Source organism: Bombilactobacillus sp. ESL1197 (assembly GCF_058107145.1).
This window is the reverse complement of record NZ_JBYLTY010000001.1, coordinates 42,657-66,437: the sequence shown is the minus strand read 5'-3', so window position 1 is coordinate 66,437 and position 23,781 is coordinate 42,657. Positions and strand designations below refer to the sequence as shown.

The 23,781-nt window shown below is 40.1% G+C and carries 19 protein-coding genes; 12 read left to right on the top strand and 7 right to left on the bottom strand.

The window, feature by feature from the left end:
* Positions 1-143 precede the first annotated feature (143 nt).
* Positions 144-1,328, top strand: coding sequence for a MalY/PatB family protein (locus tag AC3B6B_RS00185; RefSeq protein ID WP_489756701.1), 1,185 nt, complete (start codon positions 144-146; stop codon positions 1,326-1,328).
* 34 nt (positions 1,329-1,362) lie between these two features.
* Here AC3B6B_RS00185 and AC3B6B_RS00180 read toward each other — a convergent pair whose 3' ends face one another.
* Positions 1,363-1,794: a Fur family transcriptional regulator gene (locus tag AC3B6B_RS00180; protein ID WP_489756700.1), complete on the bottom strand. Its 432-nt coding sequence runs from the start codon at positions 1,792-1,794 to the stop codon at positions 1,363-1,365.
* A gap of 282 nt (positions 1,795-2,076) precedes the next feature.
* Here AC3B6B_RS00180 and AC3B6B_RS00175 point away from each other — a divergent pair, with 282 nt between their 5' ends.
* From AC3B6B_RS00175 to AC3B6B_RS00165, 3 genes are read left to right on the top strand one after another with little or no spacing between them, the layout of a single operon-like run.
* Entirely contained in the window at positions 2,077-2,979 is a 903-nt protein-coding gene (locus AC3B6B_RS00175) for a metal ABC transporter solute-binding protein, Zn/Mn family (protein ID WP_489756699.1), read from the top strand.
* A complete protein-coding gene (locus tag AC3B6B_RS00170) occupies positions 2,972-3,601 on the top strand; it encodes a metal ABC transporter ATP-binding protein (RefSeq protein ID WP_489756698.1) in 630 nt (209 codons plus the stop codon). The genes AC3B6B_RS00175 and AC3B6B_RS00170 overlap by 8 nt, the downstream gene beginning before the upstream one ends.
* A gap of 1 nt (position 3,602) precedes the next feature.
* Positions 3,603-4,397, top strand: coding sequence for a metal ABC transporter permease (locus tag AC3B6B_RS00165; protein WP_489756697.1), 795 nt, complete (start codon positions 3,603-3,605; stop codon positions 4,395-4,397).
* 107 nt (positions 4,398-4,504) lie between these two features.
* Here AC3B6B_RS00165 and AC3B6B_RS00160 read toward each other — a convergent pair whose 3' ends face one another.
* On the bottom strand, positions 4,505-5,791 hold the full coding sequence (locus tag AC3B6B_RS00160) for an APC family permease (RefSeq protein WP_489756696.1): 1,287 nt from the start codon (positions 5,789-5,791) through the stop codon (positions 4,505-4,507).
* 234 nt (positions 5,792-6,025) lie between these two features.
* On the opposite strand from AC3B6B_RS00160, the gene AC3B6B_RS00155 reads away from it, so the two are divergent.
* Complete coding sequence (locus tag AC3B6B_RS00155) at positions 6,026-7,501, top strand: phage tail tip lysozyme (protein WP_489756695.1); 1,476 nt, start codon at positions 6,026-6,028, stop codon at positions 7,499-7,501.
* A 269-nt stretch (positions 7,502-7,770) separates the two neighbouring features.
* Here AC3B6B_RS00155 and AC3B6B_RS00150 read toward each other — a convergent pair whose 3' ends face one another.
* Both AC3B6B_RS00150 and AC3B6B_RS00145 read right to left on the bottom strand, forming a co-directional pair.
* Positions 7,771-8,760: a D-2-hydroxyacid dehydrogenase gene (locus tag AC3B6B_RS00150; RefSeq protein WP_489756694.1), complete on the bottom strand. Its 990-nt coding sequence runs from the start codon at positions 8,758-8,760 to the stop codon at positions 7,771-7,773.
* The gene (locus AC3B6B_RS00145) at positions 8,760-9,941 is read right to left on the bottom strand and encodes an aminotransferase class I/II-fold pyridoxal phosphate-dependent enzyme (protein WP_489756693.1); all 1,182 of its coding nucleotides are present in this window, start codon (positions 9,939-9,941) and stop codon (positions 8,760-8,762) included. Before AC3B6B_RS00145 ends, AC3B6B_RS00150 begins: the two co-directional genes overlap by 1 nt.
* A gap of 585 nt (positions 9,942-10,526) precedes the next feature.
* Here AC3B6B_RS00145 and AC3B6B_RS00140 point away from each other — a divergent pair.
* Positions 10,527-11,924 (top strand): amino acid permease, encoded by a 1,398-nt coding sequence (locus tag AC3B6B_RS00140; protein ID WP_489756692.1) that lies wholly within the window; start codon positions 10,527-10,529, stop codon positions 11,922-11,924.
* Between the two features lie 139 nt (positions 11,925-12,063).
* On the opposite strand, the gene AC3B6B_RS00135 is transcribed toward AC3B6B_RS00140, so the two are convergent.
* On the bottom strand, positions 12,064-12,978 hold the full coding sequence (locus tag AC3B6B_RS00135; RefSeq protein ID WP_489756691.1) for a magnesium transporter CorA family protein: 915 nt from the start codon (positions 12,976-12,978) through the stop codon (positions 12,064-12,066).
* Between the two features lie 207 nt (positions 12,979-13,185).
* On the opposite strand from AC3B6B_RS00135, the gene AC3B6B_RS00130 reads away from it, so the two are divergent.
* Positions 13,186-13,557 (top strand): cupredoxin domain-containing protein, encoded by a 372-nt coding sequence (locus AC3B6B_RS00130; protein WP_489756690.1) that lies wholly within the window; start codon positions 13,186-13,188, stop codon positions 13,555-13,557.
* Between the two features lie 20 nt (positions 13,558-13,577).
* Complete coding sequence (locus AC3B6B_RS00125) at positions 13,578-15,500, top strand: copper-translocating P-type ATPase (RefSeq protein ID WP_489757686.1); 1,923 nt, start codon at positions 13,578-13,580, stop codon at positions 15,498-15,500.
* Here the strand turns inward: AC3B6B_RS00125 and AC3B6B_RS00120 are convergent.
* The gene (locus AC3B6B_RS00120) at positions 15,497-18,052 is read right to left on the bottom strand and encodes a hypothetical protein (protein ID WP_489756689.1); all 2,556 of its coding nucleotides are present in this window, start codon (positions 18,050-18,052) and stop codon (positions 15,497-15,499) included. The two genes, AC3B6B_RS00125 and AC3B6B_RS00120, sit on opposite strands and share 4 nt — an antisense overlap.
* Positions 18,053-18,343: 291 nt before the next feature.
* On the opposite strand from AC3B6B_RS00120, the gene AC3B6B_RS00115 reads away from it, so the two are divergent.
* Complete coding sequence (locus tag AC3B6B_RS00115; protein WP_489756688.1) at positions 18,344-18,718, top strand: winged helix-turn-helix transcriptional regulator; 375 nt, start codon at positions 18,344-18,346, stop codon at positions 18,716-18,718.
* A gap of 85 nt (positions 18,719-18,803) precedes the next feature.
* Positions 18,804-19,982, top strand: coding sequence for an NADH-dependent flavin oxidoreductase (locus tag AC3B6B_RS00110; RefSeq protein ID WP_489756687.1), 1,179 nt, complete (start codon positions 18,804-18,806; stop codon positions 19,980-19,982).
* A gap of 109 nt (positions 19,983-20,091) precedes the next feature.
* On the opposite strand, the gene AC3B6B_RS00105 is transcribed toward AC3B6B_RS00110, so the two are convergent.
* Complete coding sequence (locus AC3B6B_RS00105) at positions 20,092-20,964, bottom strand: hypothetical protein (RefSeq protein ID WP_489756686.1); 873 nt, start codon at positions 20,962-20,964, stop codon at positions 20,092-20,094.
* A 341-nt stretch (positions 20,965-21,305) separates the two neighbouring features.
* Here AC3B6B_RS00105 and AC3B6B_RS00100 point away from each other — a divergent pair, with 341 nt between their 5' ends.
* Positions 21,306-22,031: a MucBP domain-containing protein gene (locus AC3B6B_RS00100; RefSeq protein ID WP_489756685.1), complete on the top strand. Its 726-nt coding sequence runs from the start codon at positions 21,306-21,308 to the stop codon at positions 22,029-22,031.
* A complete protein-coding gene (locus AC3B6B_RS00095) occupies positions 22,031-23,710 on the top strand; it encodes a hypothetical protein (protein ID WP_489756684.1) in 1,680 nt (559 codons plus the stop codon). The genes AC3B6B_RS00100 and AC3B6B_RS00095 overlap by 1 nt, the downstream gene beginning before the upstream one ends.
* Positions 23,711-23,781 lie beyond the last annotated feature (71 nt).

The following is a 23,781-nucleotide window of genomic DNA, read 5'->3' as shown; positions in this document are numbered from 1 at the left end:
GACTAGGATGAAAAATAGCTATTAAAAATAAAATAATGTAATAATTATTGATGAATGTTGACTTAAGCAATTCATTTTTTTAAAATGGTCTAATCTTTGTAGTAAAATTAATCATATAATGTTGAGAAAAAGGAGTAATTAATATGAACTTTGACCAAGTTAATCAACGTAAAAATACGTATAGTATTAAGTGGGACGGTGCAAAAGATGTCTACGATAATCCCGATGTAATTCCCATGTGGATTGCAGATATGGACTTTCAATCACCCAAGGCCGTGGTTGAAGCAATTCAAAAACAAGCCGCGCAAGGAATTTATGGTTACAATGTGGAACCAAACATGACGGATATTCCCCAGGTAATTGCGCAGTGGTTGCAACAACAAAACAATTGGCAGATTGATCCAGATAATTTAGGCTATAGTGCTGGCGTAGTCAATGGATTGTCGCTGGCCATTCGCGGTTTAACTAACGAAGGTGATGCGATTATTACGCAAACGCCGTTGTACGGTCACTTTAAAATTGCAGTGGAGGAGAGCAAACGCCGATTAATCACTAATCCTTTGAAAAAGACTATGCAGGGCTATCAAATTGACTGGGCGGATTTTGAAGATAAGATCAAAGCTAACCAGGTCAAAATGGCGATTTTATGTAATCCGCATAATCCAACCGGGCGGGTCTGGACAACGGCGGAATTGAAAAATTTTGTCCAAATTTGTCAGAAGTACCACGTGATTATTTTATCTGATGATATTCATAGTGATTTGATTTTACCCGGCAATCATTATGCGCCATTGGCTACAGTTTGTCCTGAATATCAAGATCACATTATTACTTTTAAGTCACCTTCCAAAACGTTTAACTTGGCAGGTTTACAATTTGCCTATTACTACACTACAAATGAAGCTTATCAAACAGCAATGCAACAAGTAGCAGCGTATGCTTCGAATCCGGATTTACCAACAGCGTTTGCTTTGCCCGCTTTAAAAGCTGCTTATACGAACGGTCAAGACTGGTTGAGTGAGTTATTGCGTTATTTAGCAGCCAATTTACAGTTTTTGACGACGCAAATTGAAGAACAAACGCCAGCTAAGGTAACGCGCAGTCAAGCCACTTATTTATCTTGGATTGATGTCAGTTATTTAAAGGTTTCTGAACAAGAATTACAACAAGCTTTAGATCAAGGTGGCGTTGGTGTCCAAACGAACAGTGAGTTTGGTTTAACTGACGCTGATGGGCTGTTTATTCGCTTGAATTTTGCTACTTCCAGAGCCACGTTAGAACAAGGTGTGCAACGCCTGATCAAAGTTCTGCAAGCTTTGGCTAAATAGTTGCGGTTAATTAGTTAGTAATCTGAGTGCAGTACTAAAGTTTTTGGTGCTGACACTTTTCACAAATGCCCAAGACTTCAACATGAAAGGAGTCAATTTGGGCATTTTTTAATTGCTGTAAAGCTACTTCAAAATCGGGTAAGGGAATTTCATAAGCGCGACCACAAATTTGGCAAATGAAGTGGCTATGTTCTTTGGTAGTGAAGTCACACTGGAATTTCACGCGCAAGCCATTGGTGAACATTTTAGTTTCAACGATCGCCAAGTTTTGCATTTCTTTGACATTACGATAAATGGTTTCATGACTCATTTTTGGAAAAGTTGCCCGTAAGTGTTGATCTAATTGGGCTAAGGAAATGTAGTAATTGCTGTGTTGAACTAAATATTCTAATAAGCTGCGGCGTTGCTTGGTGAGTTTGAGATGATTGTCTTGTAGAATTTGAAAAGCTAGTTGTAATGGTTCCATTGAATTACTCCTAGATAATAATTATGTTGCTCAAAATTATGTAGTGGCTTTCTCAAACGCTTTAATTATAGCATACAGCTACGAAAGAATAGTTCTTTATGGTAGAAGGGATAATTATCAAAACTATTATTTAATGGATTATGATCGTTATTGTTGAAAAATACTCGCAATAAAATATTACTATGTTATTGGTTAGACGACTAAAATAAAGTATGATACAATCTAAAAAGTAATTATTACTATTTAGCTAATGCTAATTTATGTAGTGGAGGAATTACTTTGATGAAGGTTCAACAACGGCGATGGTTGTGGCTGATTTTGGTTTTGACTTTGTTCATCGTTACTGGTTGTCAAAAGCTAGATTCACAGCCGCAAGCGACACAGCAAAAACTGCAGATTGTTACTTCTACGCCGACTTATGCTCAGTTAGCTCGACAAATTGCTGGTTCCCATGCCAAGGTTCAATCGTTAATTACTAATCCCAATGCTGATCCGCACGATTTTGAACCGACAACGCAGGATGCTAAAACTGCCAGTCAAGCAAAAATTGCCGTGTATAATGGCTTAGGCTATGACAGTTGGATGGATAAATTATTGGTAGATAACCAGCAAGTGCAAGCCATTAATGTGGGGCAAGTGATGCACAAGTCGCTCGGAGCTAATCCGCACATTTGGTATGACCCGCAGGCTTTAGCACAAACGTCCGTGGTATTAACCAAAAAGTTGAGTCACCAATTACCACAATACCGTCACGATTTTGAGCGCAATCAAACCCGCTATTTAAAAACCTTAGCACCTCTACAAACCCAGTTACACCAAATTAAAGCACAACGCACTAAAAAGTTAGTGGCGGTCAGTGAACCCGTCTTTAATTACTCGTTACACCAAATGGGCTATCAAGTAGCTAATAAACAGTTTGCTAAAGCCATTGAAGAAGGTTCTGATCCGACTCCTCAAGCTGTGCAAGAGTTACAGCGGTTAATTACCGAACACAAAATTGCTTTTTTTGTTGTTAATCAACAAACAACCAATACGGTGGTTGATAATTTAGTTCAATTAGCGCAGAAACATCATGTTCCGATTGTTAAAGTTACTGAAACTCAGCCAGCGCATTTAACTTACCAAGAGTGGATGCAGCGGCAATATCGTCAAGTTCAAAAAATTGAGGCGCAAGCACATGAATAAAGTTTTGATTCAAGCAGATCAACTAAGTGTTCAGTTTGAACAAAAAATTGTTTTTCAAAATCTATCTTTTGCGATTACGCAAGGAGATTTTTTTTGTATTACTGGTCCGAATGGTTCGGGCAAAACCACCTTATTACGCGTGATTTTAAAACAATTATTGCCAACTAAAGGACAGTTAATTGAACGTATTAGTTTAAACCAAATTGGTTATGTTCCGCAATTTCGTAATTTGGATGAAGATTACCCTTTAGCAGCTAAGGATTTTGTTACCTTAAAGCTCAGTCATTCTTTGCGTCCGTGGTTGACTACTCAGGAAAAGGGCCAAGTGCAGACTGCTTTAACACGGGTGCATTTACTGAAAAAGCAAACATTACGGATGGGACAAATGTCCGGTGGTGAGAAGCAACGCGCTTATTTAGCTCAAGCAATTGTGGATCAACCGCAATTACTAATTCTGGATGAACCCACGGCGAGTTTAGATCAACAAGCTAAGTTTGAAGTAATGGATGTAGTTGAAGAATTGAATCACCAAGGCACGACCGTTATCTTTATTACTCATGATCCGGAATTACTACAGCATTACGGTCAAGCTAAACGCTTAGAATTACAAGGACGTGATTAGAATGTTTCAGTATGAATTTATGCAAAATGCGTTTATCGTCGCCACCATCATTTCATTATTATGTGGGATTATTGGCGTTTTTGTGACTGCCAAAAAATTATCTTTCTTAACGCACACGATGTCTGAAATTGGTTTTTCGGGGGCTAGTTTTGGCTTATGGCTCAATTGGAGTCCTTTAAATGGCATGCTCTGTTTTACAGTTTTGAGTGCACTGATTGCGGGTTGCTTTAATAAAACCAAGGCCTTGAAGGGCACCATTATTAGTTTGATTTCCGCTTTTTTTATGGGTCTAGGAGTTTTGTTTTTGTCGATTTCCAAAGCCAGCTCTTCTTATGCCACCAATATTTTATTTGGTAGTATTGTGGGCATCAGTACGCATGATGTACACCAAATTTTACTCATTGCCATTATCGAATGTGTTGTTTTATTGTTGATTTATCGACGGTTAAAATTTGATGCCTTTGATCCAGTCGGGGCTCAAAATAGTGTGCGACTGAGTTGGTTAATTAATTTAGTTTTTTTGGTGATGATGTCGTTAACGATTAGTATTGTGTCGCAAATTGTCGGCTCACTGTTAGTCTTTGCATTATTAACTTTGCCAGCAGCAACGGCGCAATTCTTTGGCAAGTCGGTACACAGTTTAATCATGATAAGCATTGTTTTAGCCTTAATGGGAACGTGGTTGGGTTTAATGCTCGGTTATTGGACCAATTTACCGGTGACCTTTTTTATTACTACTATTGAAACTATCTTGTATCTGGGCGCCGCTTTGTATCATAAAGTAGTGCGTAATTAAATTGAACGGTCAAGAAAGAGGTAGGGACACTAAAATTAATGTTCAGGGTGAACATTAGTTAATTAAACGATTTGTGTCCCAGCCGCTTTCTTTTTTTATGGTTAAAATTATGATTTAGTTCGTACTTGCCAATGACGGTAAATTTTCATGCCGACATAAAGGGGAACGCCTAAGAGTAATGCACCTAAGCCTAACAATAGTTGGTGGTGGGGAACTTGCGTTAGTAACCAGCAGCTAACGCCAATAGCCAATAGAGGAATAAAGGGTCCACCTTTTAATTTAAACTGTTGGGCGGTTAAGGTTTTGGTTTTAGCAAAAACTAAAACGGCCAGACAAGTTGGCAGATATTGAGCAAAACGCGAAACGGCACTAATTTGTGCCAACAAGTTGAATGATCCTTGCCAAGTAATGATTAAAGTCAAGGCAGTGCCAATTATGATGGCCAACACTGGCGCTTGGTGATGGTTGCGCCAATTTAACCAATGTGGCAGGCTACCATCAGCTGCTAAAGCAACGGCCGCGCGCGGTGTGACAAAACTCGAAGTGATTAGAACCCCGAGCATAGACAGCAAAGTCCCACTAGCCATTACGGCTTGTCCCCACGAACCGGTAACTTGGTGTGCAGCTTGTTGTAGCGGTACGGCAACTTGGGATAATTGAGCTCCCAAAATGCCCGTAGCCACGATTTGAATGAGTAAATAAATACTAGTAACGCAACCGATCACGACGATAATAGCCCGCGGTAAATTCTTTTGGACGTGCTGCATCTCTCCAGCAGCTAAGACCATACTTTCAAAGCCGGTACAGGCATAAAACATGGTCACTGCTGCTGGCGCAAAATTTTGCATGAGCTTTTGTGAAGCGGGCCATTGAGTGTGCAAATTAGTCCCGTGGATAAAAAAGCTACCCACGACAATAAAAAGGATTAAGGGGATTAATTTAGCTAATGAACTACAATTAATCAACATTTTGGAAACTTTCACACCGCCAATGTTTAATAAAGCTAAAGAGATAATCAGGAGGGTAACAATAATCTTTGGGTGCAAAATAGTGGGAAAGATTGCTTGAAGTTCGGTGGCTAAAGCAGCACCCATAGTTGCTTGAGCAATAATGCAAATGGCCCAAGTCATAAAGCCGACTTCAAACCCCACAAAATTGCCAAAGGCACTTTTGGCATACAAATAAGCGCCGCCATCTTCATGAAAGTAAGTCGCCGCTTGGGCGAAACAAAGGGCAAGACTGATGACTAAAAAGGCGTCAAAAATAATGACTAAAAAGCTACCATTGCCGACCAAATGAGCGATTTGTTGTGGCAGTAGAAAAATTCCAGAACCAATGATGCCATTAACGCCAAGTAAAACAATACTGAAAAATCCTAATTTGTGTTGTTGCATGGGGCCACATTCCTCTCAATTATTATTGTCATAAGTTGAGTATAACGAAGTGCATTAGTTTCAGTTAGGATTTTGATTGGTCAAAATAAGTTTAAAACTTGGATTGCTGAAATGATTGCTAGTTAGATAATTAATTATTTGTTTTAACTGCACAGCAATTTCTGCTGTTTTGTATTAAAATAAATCTAGAGCTTTCATTATTTTGTAGGAATTTAATTGAAGGAACTTAATTTAATGAAGAAAAAAAATTCATCGCATTTTTCTAAGCGTCATTTTCAAACTTCCATTTTACCTAAATTAACTCCTGAACAAGCAGCGGCTGCCAACGATCACCCTGATACCAGTTCTACTTCTGACAATGCCTCAGAATTGGTAACAGCTCAGAGTATTTACCGCATGTCCAGTTTGGTTTATAGTGCTGATTATCAGCCCTTTCAAATTAAAACTGCACGGACAGTGCGGCAAGAATTATTAGCTAAGGATTGGAGTGAACAGGCGATTGCGGGAGTATTAGGCAATATGTCTGTTGTCAGCCAGTTGCAAGTTAATCTGCAAAATCAAGGTTATGGTTTGTTGCAGTGGACCAAATTAGCGGAACTAGCGGGTTGGTGTCAGCACCAGCACTTGGATTATCAAACGGTTGTAGGGCAGTGTGCCTTTTTAAATTACGAATTACAAATCAGTCAACATTTTCAACCATCAACCATTTATGAAATGACAGGGGTGCAATATATTCAAAGTACTGCCAAACCAGAAGTTTTAGCGGAGGTTTTTGCAAAGAGCTATCGGGGAGTAGCGCCTACTTTGCAACTGCAACGTGGGACACAAGCTCAGTATTGGTATCATTATTTACAACAACCTCAAAACGAAACAGCAGCTGTTCCACGTAATTATACGGTCAATCAAGTTACTCCGATTCGCTTGCAACCTGATGAAGATGGCATGATTGTAGGTGAGTACGCGGCTGGTGAAACAATTAATTATGTTAATACGGAACAAATTGCCGGCCAAACTTGGCTGGTTTATTACAATCCCCGGGGGCAAAAGTGTTATGTATTAATCCCCAGTCAAGCAGCAGCTAATCAAACACCAGTGCAACATGAACCACCACGTCACGCCTATACTTTATTAAAGAAGACGATTGTCTACGATCAGCCCGAAATTACGGCCAAAAAAATTGGAACGCTAGCGGCAGGCAAAGTCATTCATTATGAAAAACAACTCACGAATAGTGCGGGTGATTGGTTAGCTTATCGTTCCGCGTCAAAAGATTTGCGTTACTTATTAATTGCATCGAAACGCATCATTAATACTAGCGGCGAATACCATATTTTAAAAGCGATCCCAGTTTATGATCAACCCAATTCGCAGGCGGATACGATTGGTCAATTGCCGGAACATACGCTGATTAAATATCAACGCAAATTTTATCAAAATGATCATTGGTGGTTAGAATATCGCAGTGCTTCGGGGAATCTCTGCTATTTATTGTTACCTGAACCAACGGCAGATACGAATGTTTTGCAAATCTATGTGGTGCAGACTTTATCGAGTATTCATCTAACGCCGAGTTTGCAAAGCAAGATTTTAGGTCATTATAATCCTGGCGAAACGGTGCATTATTTTAAAACCGTCAGTGCTGAAGGCTATACGTGGCTAGTGATTAATGCGGCTGATGGTAGTTGGAATTATGTGCCCAAATTAAATTAAATCTACTATATTAATAGAAGCTGAGACAAAAATTAGTAGATTGTTGACAAAAAATAATTATTAAGTTTAGAAGGATAGGAAGAAAAATCTACAATATCTCTAGCATTTTTTGCGGGGACTGTTGCGAAGTCACTTTCATTTTGCTGGATGTGACTTTTTTTGTACAATAAAAAGGATTAATGAGCAGATAGAAATTTTAAAAAAGGTTCGTCCAAATTTGGATGAACCTTTTTTATGTGACTCAAACTATATCTAATAGGATTGCCTTATCACTTGATGAGGTGTTCACATGTGCCAGTACTAATGAGCTGTAAAGTATCGTCTAGGCTAATATCCACCATGTTTTGGACCGCTACATTAGTGTAAAAACCCACGTGAGGGGTGATAATGACATTATCCATGGCCTGCAAGATTTCTAATTGTTTGCTTGGTAATGGTTTGTTACGTAAATCAAAGTTAAAGAATTTTTCTTCACCAGAAACAGCATCCAAAGCAGCACCTGCTAAGCGCTTTTCTTGTAGAGCAGCAATCAAAGCATCGTTGTCAACGACTGGTCCACGGCATTCATTGATTAAATAGGCCGTCGGTTTCATTAATTTGAGCTCGGGAGCATCAATCAAGTCCTCGGAGGTGGGGTTTAAGTCCACATGTAAGCATAATACATCGGCTTCTTGCAGTACTTCTGTTTTCGTTTTGAAAGTTAAAATCGAATCCAACTCATGATTAGGTTTGGTATCATAAGCAATCACCTGAGCGCCCAGCAAATTAAATAATTTTGCGGACGTGCCACCAATCCGACCGGCACCAATAATTCCGATGGTTAAAGTGTGAATCTCTGTTCCTTGTAGACCGGCCCAGCGGTAATCTTGTTGAGCAACTCGTTGATCAACCAACTCTTGCTTCCGAATTAAACGTAAAGTATGGGCGAGCGTTAGCTCAGCGACGGAGCGGGGCGAATAAGCAGGAACGTTGCTGACTTGAAGGCCATTTTGTTTAGCTAATGCTAAATCAATGACATCAACGCCAGCGGTGCGGGTAGTGATTTGCTGAAGGCCCGCGGCCTTCAAAGCGGGATAAACACTGGATTCAATGGGACTGCGTTGTTGAATAACTAAACCATCATAATCTTTCACTAAGTCAATCGTCTCCGGATGGAGTTCTTGATCAGACATTGTCACTTGGACTTCTGGATGGCGTTCTTGCCAATTGTTAATTGCCTTTTTTTCATCGTCACGAACACTCAATAATAAAATTTTCATTAGTTTTCTCCTTTAGCTTGTCGTTGTTGTTGTACATAGTTAGTTAAGTTTTGCATACCCGCTTTGATGGTGTCTAAGCTTGTTGCATAGCTGAAGCGTAAGTAATGTTCACCACCAGGACCAAAATAAGAGCCGGGTACCGCAGCTACGAGTCCATTTTGAGCCAGATCATAAGCAAAGGCTTCATCGTCTTGATTAAGATCGGGCGCAATCTTGGTAAAGACATAAAATGCTCCATTCGGTTGTGCGCAAGTGAAACCTAATTGTTGTAAGTGCTCAATTAAGTAGTCCCGGCGTTTTTGATACTCAACCTTCATAGCTAAAGCGTCATCCAAACCGTTAGACAAGGCTTCGTAAGCGGCGTCTTGTGTGACGGTAGCAGTCGTCGTAATTGTGAACTGATGGATCTTGCTCAATTCATCAGTGATTTTTTGCGGCGCAGCCATGATGCCAATCCGCCAGCCGGTCATGGCATGGGACTTCGAAACCCCCGTAATTAGGATCGTTTGCTGTGGCAATTCATTGACGATCGAAGCGTGCTCGTGATCATAATTTAGTTCGCTGTAAATCTCATCAGACAAGACAAAAATTGGTTGATCTTTCAGAACTTCCGCTAAAGCGTGTAGTTCTTCTTGGCTATAAGTTACACCGGAAGGGTTCGCCGGTGAATTTAAGACGAGCATGCGCACGTTGTGATTTTGTGCTAAAGTTTGGCGTAATAAATCCGGAGTTAACTTAAAGCCAGTTGCAGCAGTATTAACGAGGACTGGTTGTCCGCCAGCAATGGTGACATCGGCAATGTAGAGCGGAAAAGTCGGTGTGGGAATGATCACTTGTTCGCCAGGATTTAGTACAGAAACAATAGCTGTATAAATGGCTTCGGTAGCTCCTTCGGTAATAATAATTTCACCCGGTTCAAAGTGTTGTTGGTATTTAGTAGCTAAGAAGTTAACCGCAGCTTGTTGTAGTTCCTTGGTACCGTTAGACGGGGCATAGTGGCTACGATTATCGTTGATACTGTCAATGGCCGCTTGCTTAATATGTTCCGGAGTATCAAAATCCGGTTCACCTACCGTAAAATTAGTGATGTTGGGAATTTTTTGTGCAAAGGTGGAAAAAGCTAAAATAGCAGATGGTTTCACCTGGGCCAAATTGTGATTTAAATAGTCTGTCATGTCCATTAGGATTCATTCCTCTCTTAATAATGCTAAATAAAAAGCCTAGCAGTTGTTATCTCACTGCTAGACTCAAAAAATTTCAATTTAATTTTGATATCGGCCTAGCAGTTTCAATTTTACCTGCAAGGCCTGATGGGCTAATCTCAAATAAGCCTTCATTTCTCGCGGGTGCGAACAGTTCAGTGTTTGCACTCGCCAGTATTGGAGATTGCAAACACTACCTAAAGAAACGAAAGTTATAATACCAAGTATTCAACTGTTGATAAGTAAATGACTTCATGGTCAAAACTCCTAACTGTTGGAATAAACTTAATTTAATATATTTTGAACAAACTGTCAAGACTTGCTCTCATTTTATTTTAATTTAAAATAAGCACTAGTAATTTTTAGAATCATAAATTTAGCACCACGCAATTTCAAAATAGTTAATTTTAAAAACTGGTATAATGGGTGCTTAGGTCTGTCGACTAATTAAGCTTTTATTTTGGTGCCTATCAAATTTAGCCGCCAAGCAAAAATGAAATTTGACAGACCAGACAATTTAATTTATTCTAAAAATTAATTTTTGATTAAAGGGAAATGGTGAAAATGTCAATTTGGAAAAAAATGACCCAAAAAGCAGATGTACAGCAATATCTCGAGTCTGATCAACAATTCCAAAAAACCATGACGGCTAAAGATTTAATGGCGTTAGGAATTGGGGCGGTAATTGGCACGGGCATCTTTATTATGCCGGGGACAGTTGCCGCAACGCTGAGCGGTCCGGGAGTAATTTTGAGTTTTTTATTGGCCGCGATTGTTTGTGCGACCGCCGCGATGTGCTATGCGGAGTTTGCTTCATCACTGCCAGTGGCTGGTAGTGCTTATTCATATGGCAATATTGTCTTTGGCCAATTTATCGGTTGGGTAATTGGCTGGGCGTTAATTTTGGAATACATGTTAGCAGTTGCGACGGTTTCAGTTGGTTTTTCAGCGTACTTCAATTCCTTCTTGAGTGGTTTTAATATTCATTTGCCGAAAGCCATTTCGGGTGCTTATAATCCGAGTCAAGGAACTTATTTCAATTTAGTAGCCATGATTGTGGTTGTCCTCATTGCTTTGATGTTATCGCACGGAATGCAAACGTCCATGAAGATTAACGATTGGATGGTGGTTATCAAAATTGCCATTATTATTCTGTTTGTTGTTGTGGGTTGTTTTTATGTTAAGCCTAAGAACTGGACACCATTTTTACCATTTGGCACTAACGGTGTCTTGGCGGGAGCTTCCACTGTCTTCTTTGCTTATCTAGGTTTTGATGCAGTCTCGTCCTCAGCACCAGAAGTGAAAAATCCGCAGCGTAATTTGCCGATTGGGATTATCGGGACTTTGATTGTGGCCACAATTTTATACATGGCCGTCTCGACCGTTCTAACAGGAATGTTACCTTACACCAAGTTAAATGTGGCGGATCCTGTGGCTTTTGCTTTACAATTTTTCCACTTGAACGGGGTAGCTGGCATTATCTCCATTGGCGCGATGGCTGGTATGTTTACGATGATGGTGACCATGATTTATAGTAGCTCCCGGTTAGTTTACGCTATCGGGCGCGATGGTTTATTGCCACGCTTTTTAGGTGATGTGAACGAACATCATTTACCCAATCATAGTTTACTAGTAGTCACGATTATTATTGCGGTAATGGGTGGCGTGGTTGATTTGAACCATTTAGCTGAGTTAGTGAACATTGGAACCTTAATTGCCTTCTCCTTTGTTTCCATTGGTATTATTCCGTTAAGAAAACGCAAGGATATTCATAATGATGGCTTTAAGGTACCTTTGTATCCTATTTTGCCTATTATTTCGTTATTACTGTGCCTGTACTTGATGACCAAACTAAAACTAATTACTTGGATTGCTTCTCTAATCTGGTTTGCGATTGGCGTGATCATTTATTTAGGCTATGGCATTCGTCATGGCACAACAGGCGATAATTTGGACAATTAAAAAATTTTAGTTGAGAGTTACCTATTCACTCAAGAGCAAGATAAAAAAAGGAAATGTTCGTAAATTTGTTCAAAATTTACCAGAACATTTCCTTTTTGCTTGTTATGAAGGGCTTTTAGCCAGCAATTGTGCGCACAGCTTATAATTTTTTGTGTTGTTTTAATAACAGTAACAATAAGAGTGACAACAAGATGATAATGCCAATGATTAGTAACCAAGCACTATGTAATTTGGCAAAAGGTAATTCAACGTTCATCCCGTAAAAGCCGGTAACTACCGTAGGGATCGTTAAGGTCAGTGACCAGACGGTTAATAGTTTCATGGTGCTGTTCAGGTTGTTGTTGGCAATGACATTAAAAGTGCTCGAGATTTGTTCGACAACGCCCAATTCGGTTTCCACCATTTGTTGCACCTGTTGACCTTCAACTAAGGCATCAATTAAAGCAGCATTGACGGCTTTGGTTTCATTGATGTGCTTGACAAATTGGGTCTGAGGCAAGCGTTTAATCACACTGACGTCTAAGGAAATGCCACTATAGAATAAACTTAAGGTTTGTTGCAAGAAAGATAACGCGATTAAGTCACTGTTTTTAATCTTTTGGCGTAAGGTATGTGCCAATTGATTTCTTTTTTGGGTAATTTTATGAATGATCGGCACGAAGCTATCCATCAACTTTAAAATAATATTTAAAATTAATTGTTGGGGTTCTAATTGGGGTCGGTTATTAACAACTTGCTGAATTACCTGATCGAAATAAATACTATTGTCTGGATTAAAAGTAAACAAATTTTCGCGGAATAATAACAAACCAACCGGTTGAGTCGTGTATTGTAAATCTTTGGCTTCTAACAATTTGGGAATTTGGATAATAATTAATTGCGTATGATATAACGGATCATAGTCGTAATTGGGATTTTCATCTAAGTCGGTGACGTAATTAATAATATCCGGTTTGATTTGGTAAAATTCTTGGAGTTGCTTACGGTCATCCAGTGTTAAATTTTTGGTAACAATAATATTTAAATTATCAGTCATCGGCGTTGCTTTAATCATATAATTAACCTCGCATGCTTTGATCTGAGTATCCAACTCATTTTAGCACTAAACGAAAGTTTAATTAAGCCGGAGTATGAATTGTCAGTGAGAAGTGGGGGGAAAATAATAGGATTGAACAATGAGCAAATGACTAGTTTTAAAAATTTACAATTGTAGTTTTTAGTGCTATATTACATTTGTAAATTAAAGTTGGAGGTGCAAGTTATGCTACAAGTAATCATTACAATCATCGTCGTAGGTTTAATTGGTTTAATTAGTTGGTGGTTCTTTGCGCAAAGAACCACGTCTAAAGAAACGGCACAAATTAAGGGACAGACCCAGGTTGCTAAAATTAAGGTCGACGGCGGCTTCCAACCCGAAGTAGTCACTTTACAAAAAGATTTACCAGCACAGTTGGAATTTGTTCGTAAAGATCCGTCCAGCTGTTTAGAAGAAGTGATTTTTAGTGATTGGGGTATTAAGCAACATTTACCACAAGATCAAACGGTGACGATTCCCATTAATACTGATCAAGCTGGGGAATTTGAGTACTCCTGTGGGATGCAAATGTTTCACGGCAAGATTGTGGTGAAATAAACTGGGGTGAAAAGATGAAGTTGAATCTAAGACAACGCTTTGTGATAGCCGTAGTTTTTTCAATTCCGTTGTTAATTTTGATGCTTCTCATGCTGGGACACATTATGATTGACGGAGCTGACTGGCTTAGCTTTGGTTGCACGACCATTATTTTATTATTTGCGGCGGGGCCTTTTTACCGAAGTGCTTGGGCGGCATTGAAGTTGCACCATGCCAATATGGATACGTTGGTTGCCATCGGGACAGCGACAGCTTATTTATATAGTGTCTATGCGCTTTTAACGAAGCACGCGGTCTTTTTTGAGAGCGCGGCTTTTATCGTGGTCTTTATTTTGTTAGGCCAAGTCTTAGAAGAGCATATGAAACAAAAAGCCGCTAGTGCTGTGGATCAGTTACTCGACTTGCAAGCACCGACAGCTTTGTTACAGCAAAATGGTCACTGGCAAGAAGTGCCACTAGCCACCTTACAAGTGGGGGACGTGGTTCTAGTTAAGCCGGGAGCCAAGGTCCCTTTAGATGGTCAAATCATTCAAGGAACTTCAACTATAGATGAATCTTTGGTTACCGGTGAAAGTTTACCGATTACTAAAACTGTCGGTGATCAAGTGATTGGGGCCACGATTAATGGCAATAATAGTCTAGAAGTACAAATCCAAAAAGTGGGAGAGCAAACTTTTTTAGCCCAAATTATTGCTTTAGTGAAACAAGCGCAAACTAGCCGGGCACCGATTCAAAAATTAACGGATCGAATTTCCAATGTCTTTGTCCCTGTCGTCTTAATTGTTGCGTTATTGACGTTTTGGGTTTGGAGTGTTGGACTAAAAGCTAGTGTCACGCAAGCTTTAACTTATGCGGTGAGCGTGATTATCGTTGCTTGTCCTTGTGCGTTAGGTTTGGCGACGCCAACGGCATTAATGGTTGGTACTGGTTTAGGCGCTAAAGCGGGTATTTTAATAAAAAATGGTACTGTTTTGGAAGCTGTCAATCGGGTGCAGACCTTAGTTTTTGACAAAACGGGGACGATTACAGAAGGACAGCCCCGTGTCGTTGACGTTTTAGGCAATAGCAAGCAAGTATTGCAGTTAGCGGCAGCTTTAGAGAAGCAATCAGACCATCCACTAGCGCAAGCTATTGTTACCAAAGCCCGTCAAGCGCAAATAGCACCCTTAGAAGCGACGGCTATTAAGACATTACCGGGCTTAGGATTGCAGGGTGATGTACAAGATCAAACGGTGTTAGTCGGCAGTGAAGCCTTATTTACTCACGCCCAAAATCCGTGGTCACAAGAAATCAATCACTTAAAACAAGAAGCCAAAACTTTGGTGTTAGTCGGCACTTCCCAGCAAGTTCAGGGCGTGATTGCGCTACAAGATCCACCAAAAGCCAATGCCCAAGCAGTCTTTCATTGGTTGAAGCAACATCATTACCAAACTGTAATGCTGACAGGAGATAATTCCAGCGTTGCCCAAGCTGTTGGTCAGCAAGTAGGAGTGCAAAAAGTGATTGCGCAAGTGTTGCCCAAACAAAAAGCGCAAACTATTGCCCAGTTACAAAAGCACAACGCGGTAGCGTTTATTGGTGATGGTATTAATGATGCTCCGGCTTTAACCCAAGCAGATGTAGGGATTGCCATGGGCTCGGGAACGGACGTTGCGATTGCGGCTGGAGGGATTGTGTTATTAAAAAATGACTTGCAAGACGTGGTACGCGCTTTAGTGTTGAGTCAAAAAATCTTTCGGCGGATTAAGGCTAATTTATTTTGGGCCTTTATTTATAATTTGTTAGGCATTCCGATTGCGGCTGGTTGTTTTAGTTTTTGGGGGCTGAGTTTAAGCCCTGTCTTGGCTGGCTTGGCTATGGCTTTAAGCTCACTATCAGTCGTCACCAGTTCAGTATTGTTAAATTATACGTCTTTAAAATTGCACTTCACTCCTGAGTCTTAATCGAGGCTATTCTTAATAGTATATTGAATCGTCGCTTGATAATGGCCGCCTGTTAAAGTAGCGGGAACATATTGCAAGGTAAAACCAGCTTGAGAATCAGCCGTTAAATCCCAAGTGAATTGTTGATTGTGAATAGTTTGCTTGCGGGGATTTAACTCGTACGGTTGATCTGTTGTTAAGTTGTGGTGATTGAGCTGCAATTGTAAGGATTGGGACGAAGGCGTAAAGGCAGTAGCAGTAATGAGCACATTCCAATTTTGACCTTGAATTGAACTGGCGTGTAAATCTGTGACACTCACGTTTTGTTGCGGGTTTTGATTAGGTTTTAATTGCTTGGTTAGTAAACTACTGTCAGCGATGATCGGACCAAAAGTTAAATCAGCGGGAATCTGGGTCAAGTATAATAAGTTGCCAACTTGGGGAATATAAGTGGCAGCTTGTTTTGTATGTTGGGGATTGTCACTTTGGTATTGGGCAATGAGTTCGTTAGAATGATACGTTTGCTCACTAGCAAGGTGCAACCATTTCCCGGTTTTACCTTGCAGGCTGCCAGCCTGGTCATCTTGTGGTAATGCAGCTAAGTTAGTTTGTGTGTTAGGTAAAAAGTTGTTGTCTGCTCCTAAAGTCAAACTGGCTAAACCTGTATCATTCGCGAAAAAGTCCACCGTGGTTGCTGCCGGATTCATCTTTAAAGTTGCTAAATTTAAGAGTGTGAGCTGGGGATTATTGGTCAAAAAGTCATCAAAATTAGTCACTTGGGCCGCTTGCTGAAAGTTACTAGGCAAAGTTAAAGTATCCAGGCCTGTTTGCGCGAACATTCCCGCCATATTCGTGGCTTGAGTGAAATTTAAATGATCTAGGCCGTTGATTTGTTCCAAATGACGGTCGCCACTAAAAAATTGAGAAAAATTGGTAGCTTGACTAGTATTCAGATCACTAGGCAAAGTAACCGTGGTTAATTGGGACATCTGGGCTAAAAATTGTTGGGTATTATTTAAAGTGACATTTTGCCCGAAGTGGACTTGTGTCACATTATAACTTTGCGGACTCCAAGGTGGCATTCCCGCGTATTGGCCCACAGCATTATCGCGAATATAGAGAGTTTGATCTTTGATATACCACCAATTATTAGGACTCAGAACTTGTGCGGTGGCTTGTGGGGTAGCAGTTGCGTTTTGATTCAGCAACACTTGAGCAGTATTAGGTACACCATAGTAAGTGTTTTGATCAGTGCCAACGCTACTGGGAAAATCATCGAGAGCTTGCTTAGGATCGAGTTGTCCATAAATTTTGAGTACATACTTGTTATCGTAAAAATAATTGGCTTGGCTGGGGTCGGTAAGATTTTGTAAAGCTGTGGGATCAGCGGTGGCCGTAATTTGATTATGAGGACCAAAAGTTAAGTGAAATAGTTTGCCAGCTCCGGAAACGACGTGATCATTTTGGTCCACCACGCGAGTATTTTGTTGATCGATGACTAAATGGGAGTTTAATTGATCTTGAATTTGAAAACTGTTATAAGCTTTGGCGACCGTAGTCGCATTCGGAATATTTTGTTGTACGCGATAAAGTGCATTGTTGGGCGCACTAAAGTCACTCGCAGTGAGCCCAGTTTTGGTGGGTTTGGGTGGCGCATAAGAAAATAAATTTTGATTAGTATAATCAATCCCGACTGAAGCCCGTTCTTCATTACCTGTGGGATCAGCAAAACTGTAAGTGAAACTGGTACTGGGGGTGGCGCGGTAGCGCAAAGTTAACGGATTATCCATTTTGCCCGCTTTTTCCTGACTCATGAATTGATAGGCTTGCCCAGCTAGATGGCGGTAGCCGAAAGTGGAGTTAGCCGGATAATAAAGTTGGTCTTGCTGATTATCTAAGGCATCACTATCAATATTTAAAACTTTAGCTTTATTAATGCCTAAAAAGTTCCAATAGCCTTGAACGTTGACCAACTGATTGGTGCCAGTTTTATAAAAACGGATTTGATTAGTAGCTGACCAACCGATTCCGCGAGCTCTGAGATGAACATTTAAAAAATCATTGGCGGCAATGCCAATTGCGCCATAACGTTCGCTGCTAGTACCCGGCAAGTTAAAAGTTGAATGAATTTTCAAATCTAAAGCTTGACCTTGAAAGGTTCCAACGTGACTAAAGGTAGTCGTGGCGCCAATTTTAGTGGCCTGATTTTGAGCAGTTAATTTCAAATATGGCTTGCCATTCATTTGAGGATCATTGAATACTTCAGAAATTTGGGCATCAGTATCGGAATCGGCGGTAAAATCAGTTTGTGTTTGTTGGGTAAAGGTGGGACGAAAAGTATAAGTATCATCAGCAATAGGCGCACTGGTTGGTGAAACTTCGTGTGCGTTGTTGAGCTTAGCTAACGGTTGAAAGTCTGGCGGGAGTTGTGTTAAATCATTATCCGAAAAATCAACTTGATTAGGATCTTCTTCACCAATGCTATCGGCTAAAATGGTGTTAGGATGACTGATGAGACAAAAGCAGATACTAATAAATTCTAGCCAAAATAACCAATGTTTGAAACGTCGCATAAGAAGATCTCCTTTATCCAAGGCCGTTTGCCAGTTAAATAAGACTGACCGCTAACAAGCCAGCGTCATCGCGGCCAACGGCAATCACTAATAGTTCAAACCTTGATCTCCTTTTCAGACCTTATGCTAGTACAATTAAAACGATAAATATAATTTTTAGCTCAAAAAATGATTAAAAAAGATGGTTATTTGCTATTGTATAGCTAAAATCCATCATTTTAGACATTTTATTAAAAATAGTTATTATAATTTTGAGATGCATCTTGAAAATTATAGAAAGGAATCGTCAAGATGAAAAAAAGTTACAATTTAGCAGTAGAAGCGACGATTGATGTGATTGGTGGTAAATGGAAACCCGTTATTTTATGTCATTTGGGCATGGGACCACTACGAACGGGTGAACTACGGCGGAAAATTCCGCAAATTTCACAACGAATATTGACGAAACAATTGCGAGAGTTGGAAGCAGATCAGATAATTGAACGCTGTTCTTATGATCAAGTACCCCCTAAGGTGAAGTATTGTTTAACTGCTGAAGGCAAAAGTTTGCGGACCATTTTGTTGGCGATGTCAGATTGGGGAGAAAAGCTAATTCAACGGCAAATTCAGGCAGGACAAGAGATTGAATTATTGCATCCAGAGCCGACCGGATTTGAAAAAATGTAAAAAATGATAGGAACAAAAAAGTGCCTACTTGTTTTAACTAAAACTGCTTGCATAATGAGAGATGTGAATATGTAGGAGGTTAATGATGACAGAACATTTATTTTTACAACCAATGGACTTGAAACCTGGGGTAACGATTCAAAACCGCATTGTCATGGCGCCAATGACAACGAAATCTAGTTTTTATGATGGTTCCGTGTCGAATGATGAAATTGAATATTACCGGCAACGTTCAGGAGCAGGAATGGTCATTACCGCAGTTGCAAATGTTAATGACTTGGGTAAAGGTTTTGAAGGTGAATTATCGGTCACTGATGATCGCTTCATCCCTGGTTTACAACAACTAGCAAGTGCCATTAAAACCAAAGGTTCGAAAGCAATTTTGCAGATTTTTAGTGCTGGGCGGATGACTAATAGTAAGATTTTGCGGGGTCAACAACCAGTCAGTGCTAGTGCCATCGCTGCCACGCGCAGTGATTCGCAAGTGCCACGGGCTTTAAGTGAAGCAGAAATTGATACGGTGATTAAAGACTTTGGTGCGGCTACACGGCGCGCCATTCAAGCAGGCTTTGATGGTGTGGAATTACACGGTGCGAATACTTATCTACTACAACAATTCTTTTCACCACATTCTAATCGGCGTCAAGATCATTGGGGTGGTTCGTTAGCTAAGCGTATGAATTTTCCTCTAGCAGTGATCCAAGAAGTTCGGCAAGTAATTGAACGTTATGGTAATGAGCAATTTATTTTGGGTTATCGCATTTCGCCGGAAGAAATTGAAAAACCTGGTATTCAAATTGCTGATACATTGCAGTTGATTGATCAACTGGCCCAACAACCAATTGATTATATTCATACTTCGATGGGTAATTATCAACGAACGTCTTTAAATGATACTGCGGATTTAGAGCCATTGAACCAAAAGATTTTGCAGGTGCTTAATGGGCGCAAGCCGTTAATTGAAGTGGGATCGATTGCGACACCGCAAGATGCTGATCAAGCTTTAGCGAGTGGCGCGAGTTTTGCGGCGCTCGGTCGAGAATTAATTCGGGAACCATTATGGCTAGATAAAGTGCAGTTAGGTGAAGAACAGAATATTCGCTATCAACTAGACCCAGCAGAAATGGATGAACTCAAGATTCCGCGCGGTTTGCAACGCTCCTTGTTAACAGAATTTTTACAGGTGATTGATTTTACTGATCAAACGGCGGCTAATGATTATTTACATCATCCAGCTCCGATGGAAGGTTTAGGACGTAAATAAATTAAAGACTAAAAAAGAGATTGGAATAACCAACCGCAGATTTGTCATGAGACAAACTTGCATTTTGGTAATTGCAATCTCTTTTATTTTGACATACGTTTAATTCCATTTAGGAATCAATATCTTTCGGTGTGACTTTACTCCGACCATCCGCGGCAGCTTTTTGAATAGCACGGATAATATCACTATCGCTAGCCGCTTTTTCTTGAATGCCTTGGGAACTTAATTCTTGACGAGCTTTTTGAATATCAGCTGCGGTGATTTGTTTACCGTTAGCTGTTTTATTTTTAACGATATCAGTTTCGCCGGGAGCTGCACTATTATTAGCCTGTTGGTTATTAGCGTTAGAAGAATTGGCATGACTAGCTGAATTGGTATTCTGATTGTTGTTTGTGGTTGTTGCGCCAGTCTTTTGTTGCAGTTTTTGTGAGCTATTTAATAAAATTTCAACAGTTTGCTTATACAGATCACTATAATACTTTTGGTGAAATTCGTTGGTTTTTAACAATTTAACTGCTTGTTGGTAGGCATCATTAAATTGATTGTGATCATTAGCTTGCTCGATTTGTTCGAGTTGTTGATTAAAACTTTGGCGCTTGGCTTGCACATGCTTAATCTTGGTCAATTGCTTTTGAGCGATGGTGTGCAATTTTTGTGAGCCAGCGTCAATTTGTTTGGCCTTGGTTAAGGCGTTTTTGGCGTCTGCAAAATGATAATTAGTTTGGTAGCTTTGGGCCAGCTTGAGATAATGAGCTTGGCGTTGCTTGGTATTAGCTTGTTTATCACCTTTTTTGACAGCACCGGCGGCCTGATAGTAGGCATCAGCTGCAGCGTAATTGTGCTGTTGAACGGCGTGATCAGCTTTAGTCATCAAATTGTGATAGGCTGGCTGACTATTGGTGCTATTATCTTTGGTTTGACAGCCAGTTAAGGTTAAAATACTAGCGCTTAGAATTAAAGCCGACGTTAAATATTTTTTCATGATATGAACCTCCGATAAGCACATTATACCATGTTTTAGTAGACGGCTGAAAAACTAGCTAAGGTTGAAAATTAGCAGTGATGTTGGCGGCAGTCGAGAATCCAATTTTTTGATTATGGGAAAAATTTTCAGATTTCCCACATAATCTTGCACGCAAATAAATTGTGCTTGGTATAATAAAGAGACTAAGGTTAAAAATTCAAAGGATTGGGACACTAAAAAAAGCAAATATTCGTTTCAATTGACGGAAAAGCCTTTTTGTCTCAGTTTCAGTTAGCTGGGGATGGTGTCGTGACTTTGAGCTTTTGCCATAGTGAAAAACTGTAATGGAGGACCAATTAATGACACAAGGTCAAGCAGTCGTGAAGTATTTAGATTTACAACGTCAAGAATTATTGCCGGCCAAAACTTTGCAAGGTGAAGTCGGAACGGTGATTGAATATGAAATCCCGCAAATTGAAGGCTATTTGTACTTTTCCAAATTAGAGTTAGATGTTGAAGCGGATCAACAACCAGTCTTTATTGCCGATCAAGTGCAAGAAATTGAACTACGCTATCAAACAGTGGAACAGTTTCAAGAGATGGTTCATGTTTCGAAATTACGCACCCGTAAAATGAGCAATAAATTGGAAGTGTTGGGCGAGCTAGGTGATAGTGTCCCGGTGGTTGATGAAAATAACCATCCGTTATTAGGCACCACGGCTTGGTCGAAGATGTATCTAAATTATTTGCGCCAAAAGCAAGTTGGCGATACCACTTTGTATAACATTGGCAGTGACCAATGGTTGCGAGCTAGTGATGTAGAATTGCGTCCAGAAATTGAAGAAGACTATGGTCCCAGTGAACAGCAAATTAACGCCACTGCCACGGTGAATATTCCAGATAATATGCAAGTGACGTTATGGCAAATTGATGAAAATCAGTCGGTGGCTAATCATTTGCCAGAGCAATTATTGGATAATGGCACGGAGTTGCAAATTGATCGGCAAATCCAAATAGGCCAAGATTTGTTCTATCATATTGTTGATAGCGCCTGGATTAAAGCCAATCGGGTTGTCTTAAAATAATGAATACAACCGTAACGATAACTACCACTAAAAGTAAAGGGTCCATCAACTGGTGGATCGGTTTACTATATCTAGTTTTAGGGCTAGTTTTTAGTTATATTTATTTTCGGTACCGCAAATTTATTTGGGGCGATGATTTTAGTTTTCATATGGCACGCTTGAGTGAATTGTTACAAGTGAAGCTCACGCAATTTCCCTACCTGGCGACTCATACTTTTGGGCAAACCGGTAATTTGGTGAATCTATTTTACCCAGCGCAGTTATTGTATCCGCTAGTGATTTTGATTAAATTAACCCATCATCCGGTCTTGGCACTTTATGTATACGTGGGACTCTGTAATTTATTGAGCTTAATTTTGTGTGATTTTGCGGCTTATAAGGTCACTAAAAAACGCTTAGTTAGCGTCAGTTTTGCCATTTTGTATACTTTTTCTTTTTACCGCATGCAAGTGTTGTATACGCGCTTTGACTTGGGCGAATTTTTGGCAACGATGTTTGTGCCCCTTGCTTTTGCCAGCTTTTATTGTATCGCTCGGCAACAAGGTGGTAAGAAAGCTTTAATTTTGGCAATGGTGGGTTTGATATTTAGCCATGTCTTGACCACGTTGTTAGTCATCGTGAGTTTGATTGTTTGGTATGTCGGACTAGTAATCCGGCGTACGCTTGGTTGGGCACAAACCAAAACTTATCTCAAGGCGACACTATGGACTTTGGGGCTAAGCGTTTGGTATTGGGGACCATTTATTCAGCATTATTTAATGACCCCTAGTGGTTTGAAAGCCACGCAAGTAGCTCCTACCCAAATGAAGGCTTACTCTTGGGGAGCGCAAAAAGTGGCCTTATGGCATAATTTAACCTTTCCGGCCCATACCGCGGGTCCTGTTATTTTCGGCCTGAGTTTGCTACTACTGCTGTATTTAATTGTGCGTTGGCGCCAATTATCCCGCGCTTGGAAAGTGATTTTTGCATTAAGCTTAGTGAGCTTTTGGCTAACGACGCCGAGCTTTCCTTGGTTCTTATTTAAAAATTCGGTGATTAATACGTTGCAATTTCCTTTTCGCTTGAATTTATTTTATACTCTTGGCATTACTTGGTGTACCGCACAAGCGTGTGGACAAATCACGGCCCGTAACGGGCGCTTAGTGATGACTGCGTTGGTGTTGCTACTCAGTTGTGGTGCAACTTTAAATTCCATGCAAAAAGTAGTTAATTACCGTTTTAATTGGGATAAAATTAATTTAACGGACGCTAATTTTGCTCAGTACGCCAACAATCCAATTCCAAATGATTATTATCCTAAATCCGCACAAAAGGTCATTAAGATGTTACCTTGGGGACAAGGATACGTGAATGATCAGAAAAAGTTATTTCACCCAGTTGGTAGGTTAAATCAATTAACGTATCACTTTCAAACGAAACCTCGAACTGCGCAAGTGCAGTTACCGTTAATTTATTATGGACCATTGTATCAAGTGCGGCTTAATCAGCATTTGGTGCCCGCATATGGTTCAACGCACGGATTATTGACAGTTCAGACCACTAGACGCACTAATCAAGTGACAGTAACTTATCAACCAACTAAAGTTGACCGTTGGAGCTTTAAAGTTTCATGCTTAGTATTACTGATTTTTGTAATGGTGAGTTGTATTCATATTGATGTGACAAGAGATCGTCAGTAACGACAGTTGAGCGAGAAAGCTAGCTAATCCACTACTATAATGGTGGAATCAAATAATAATTTTCATCAATA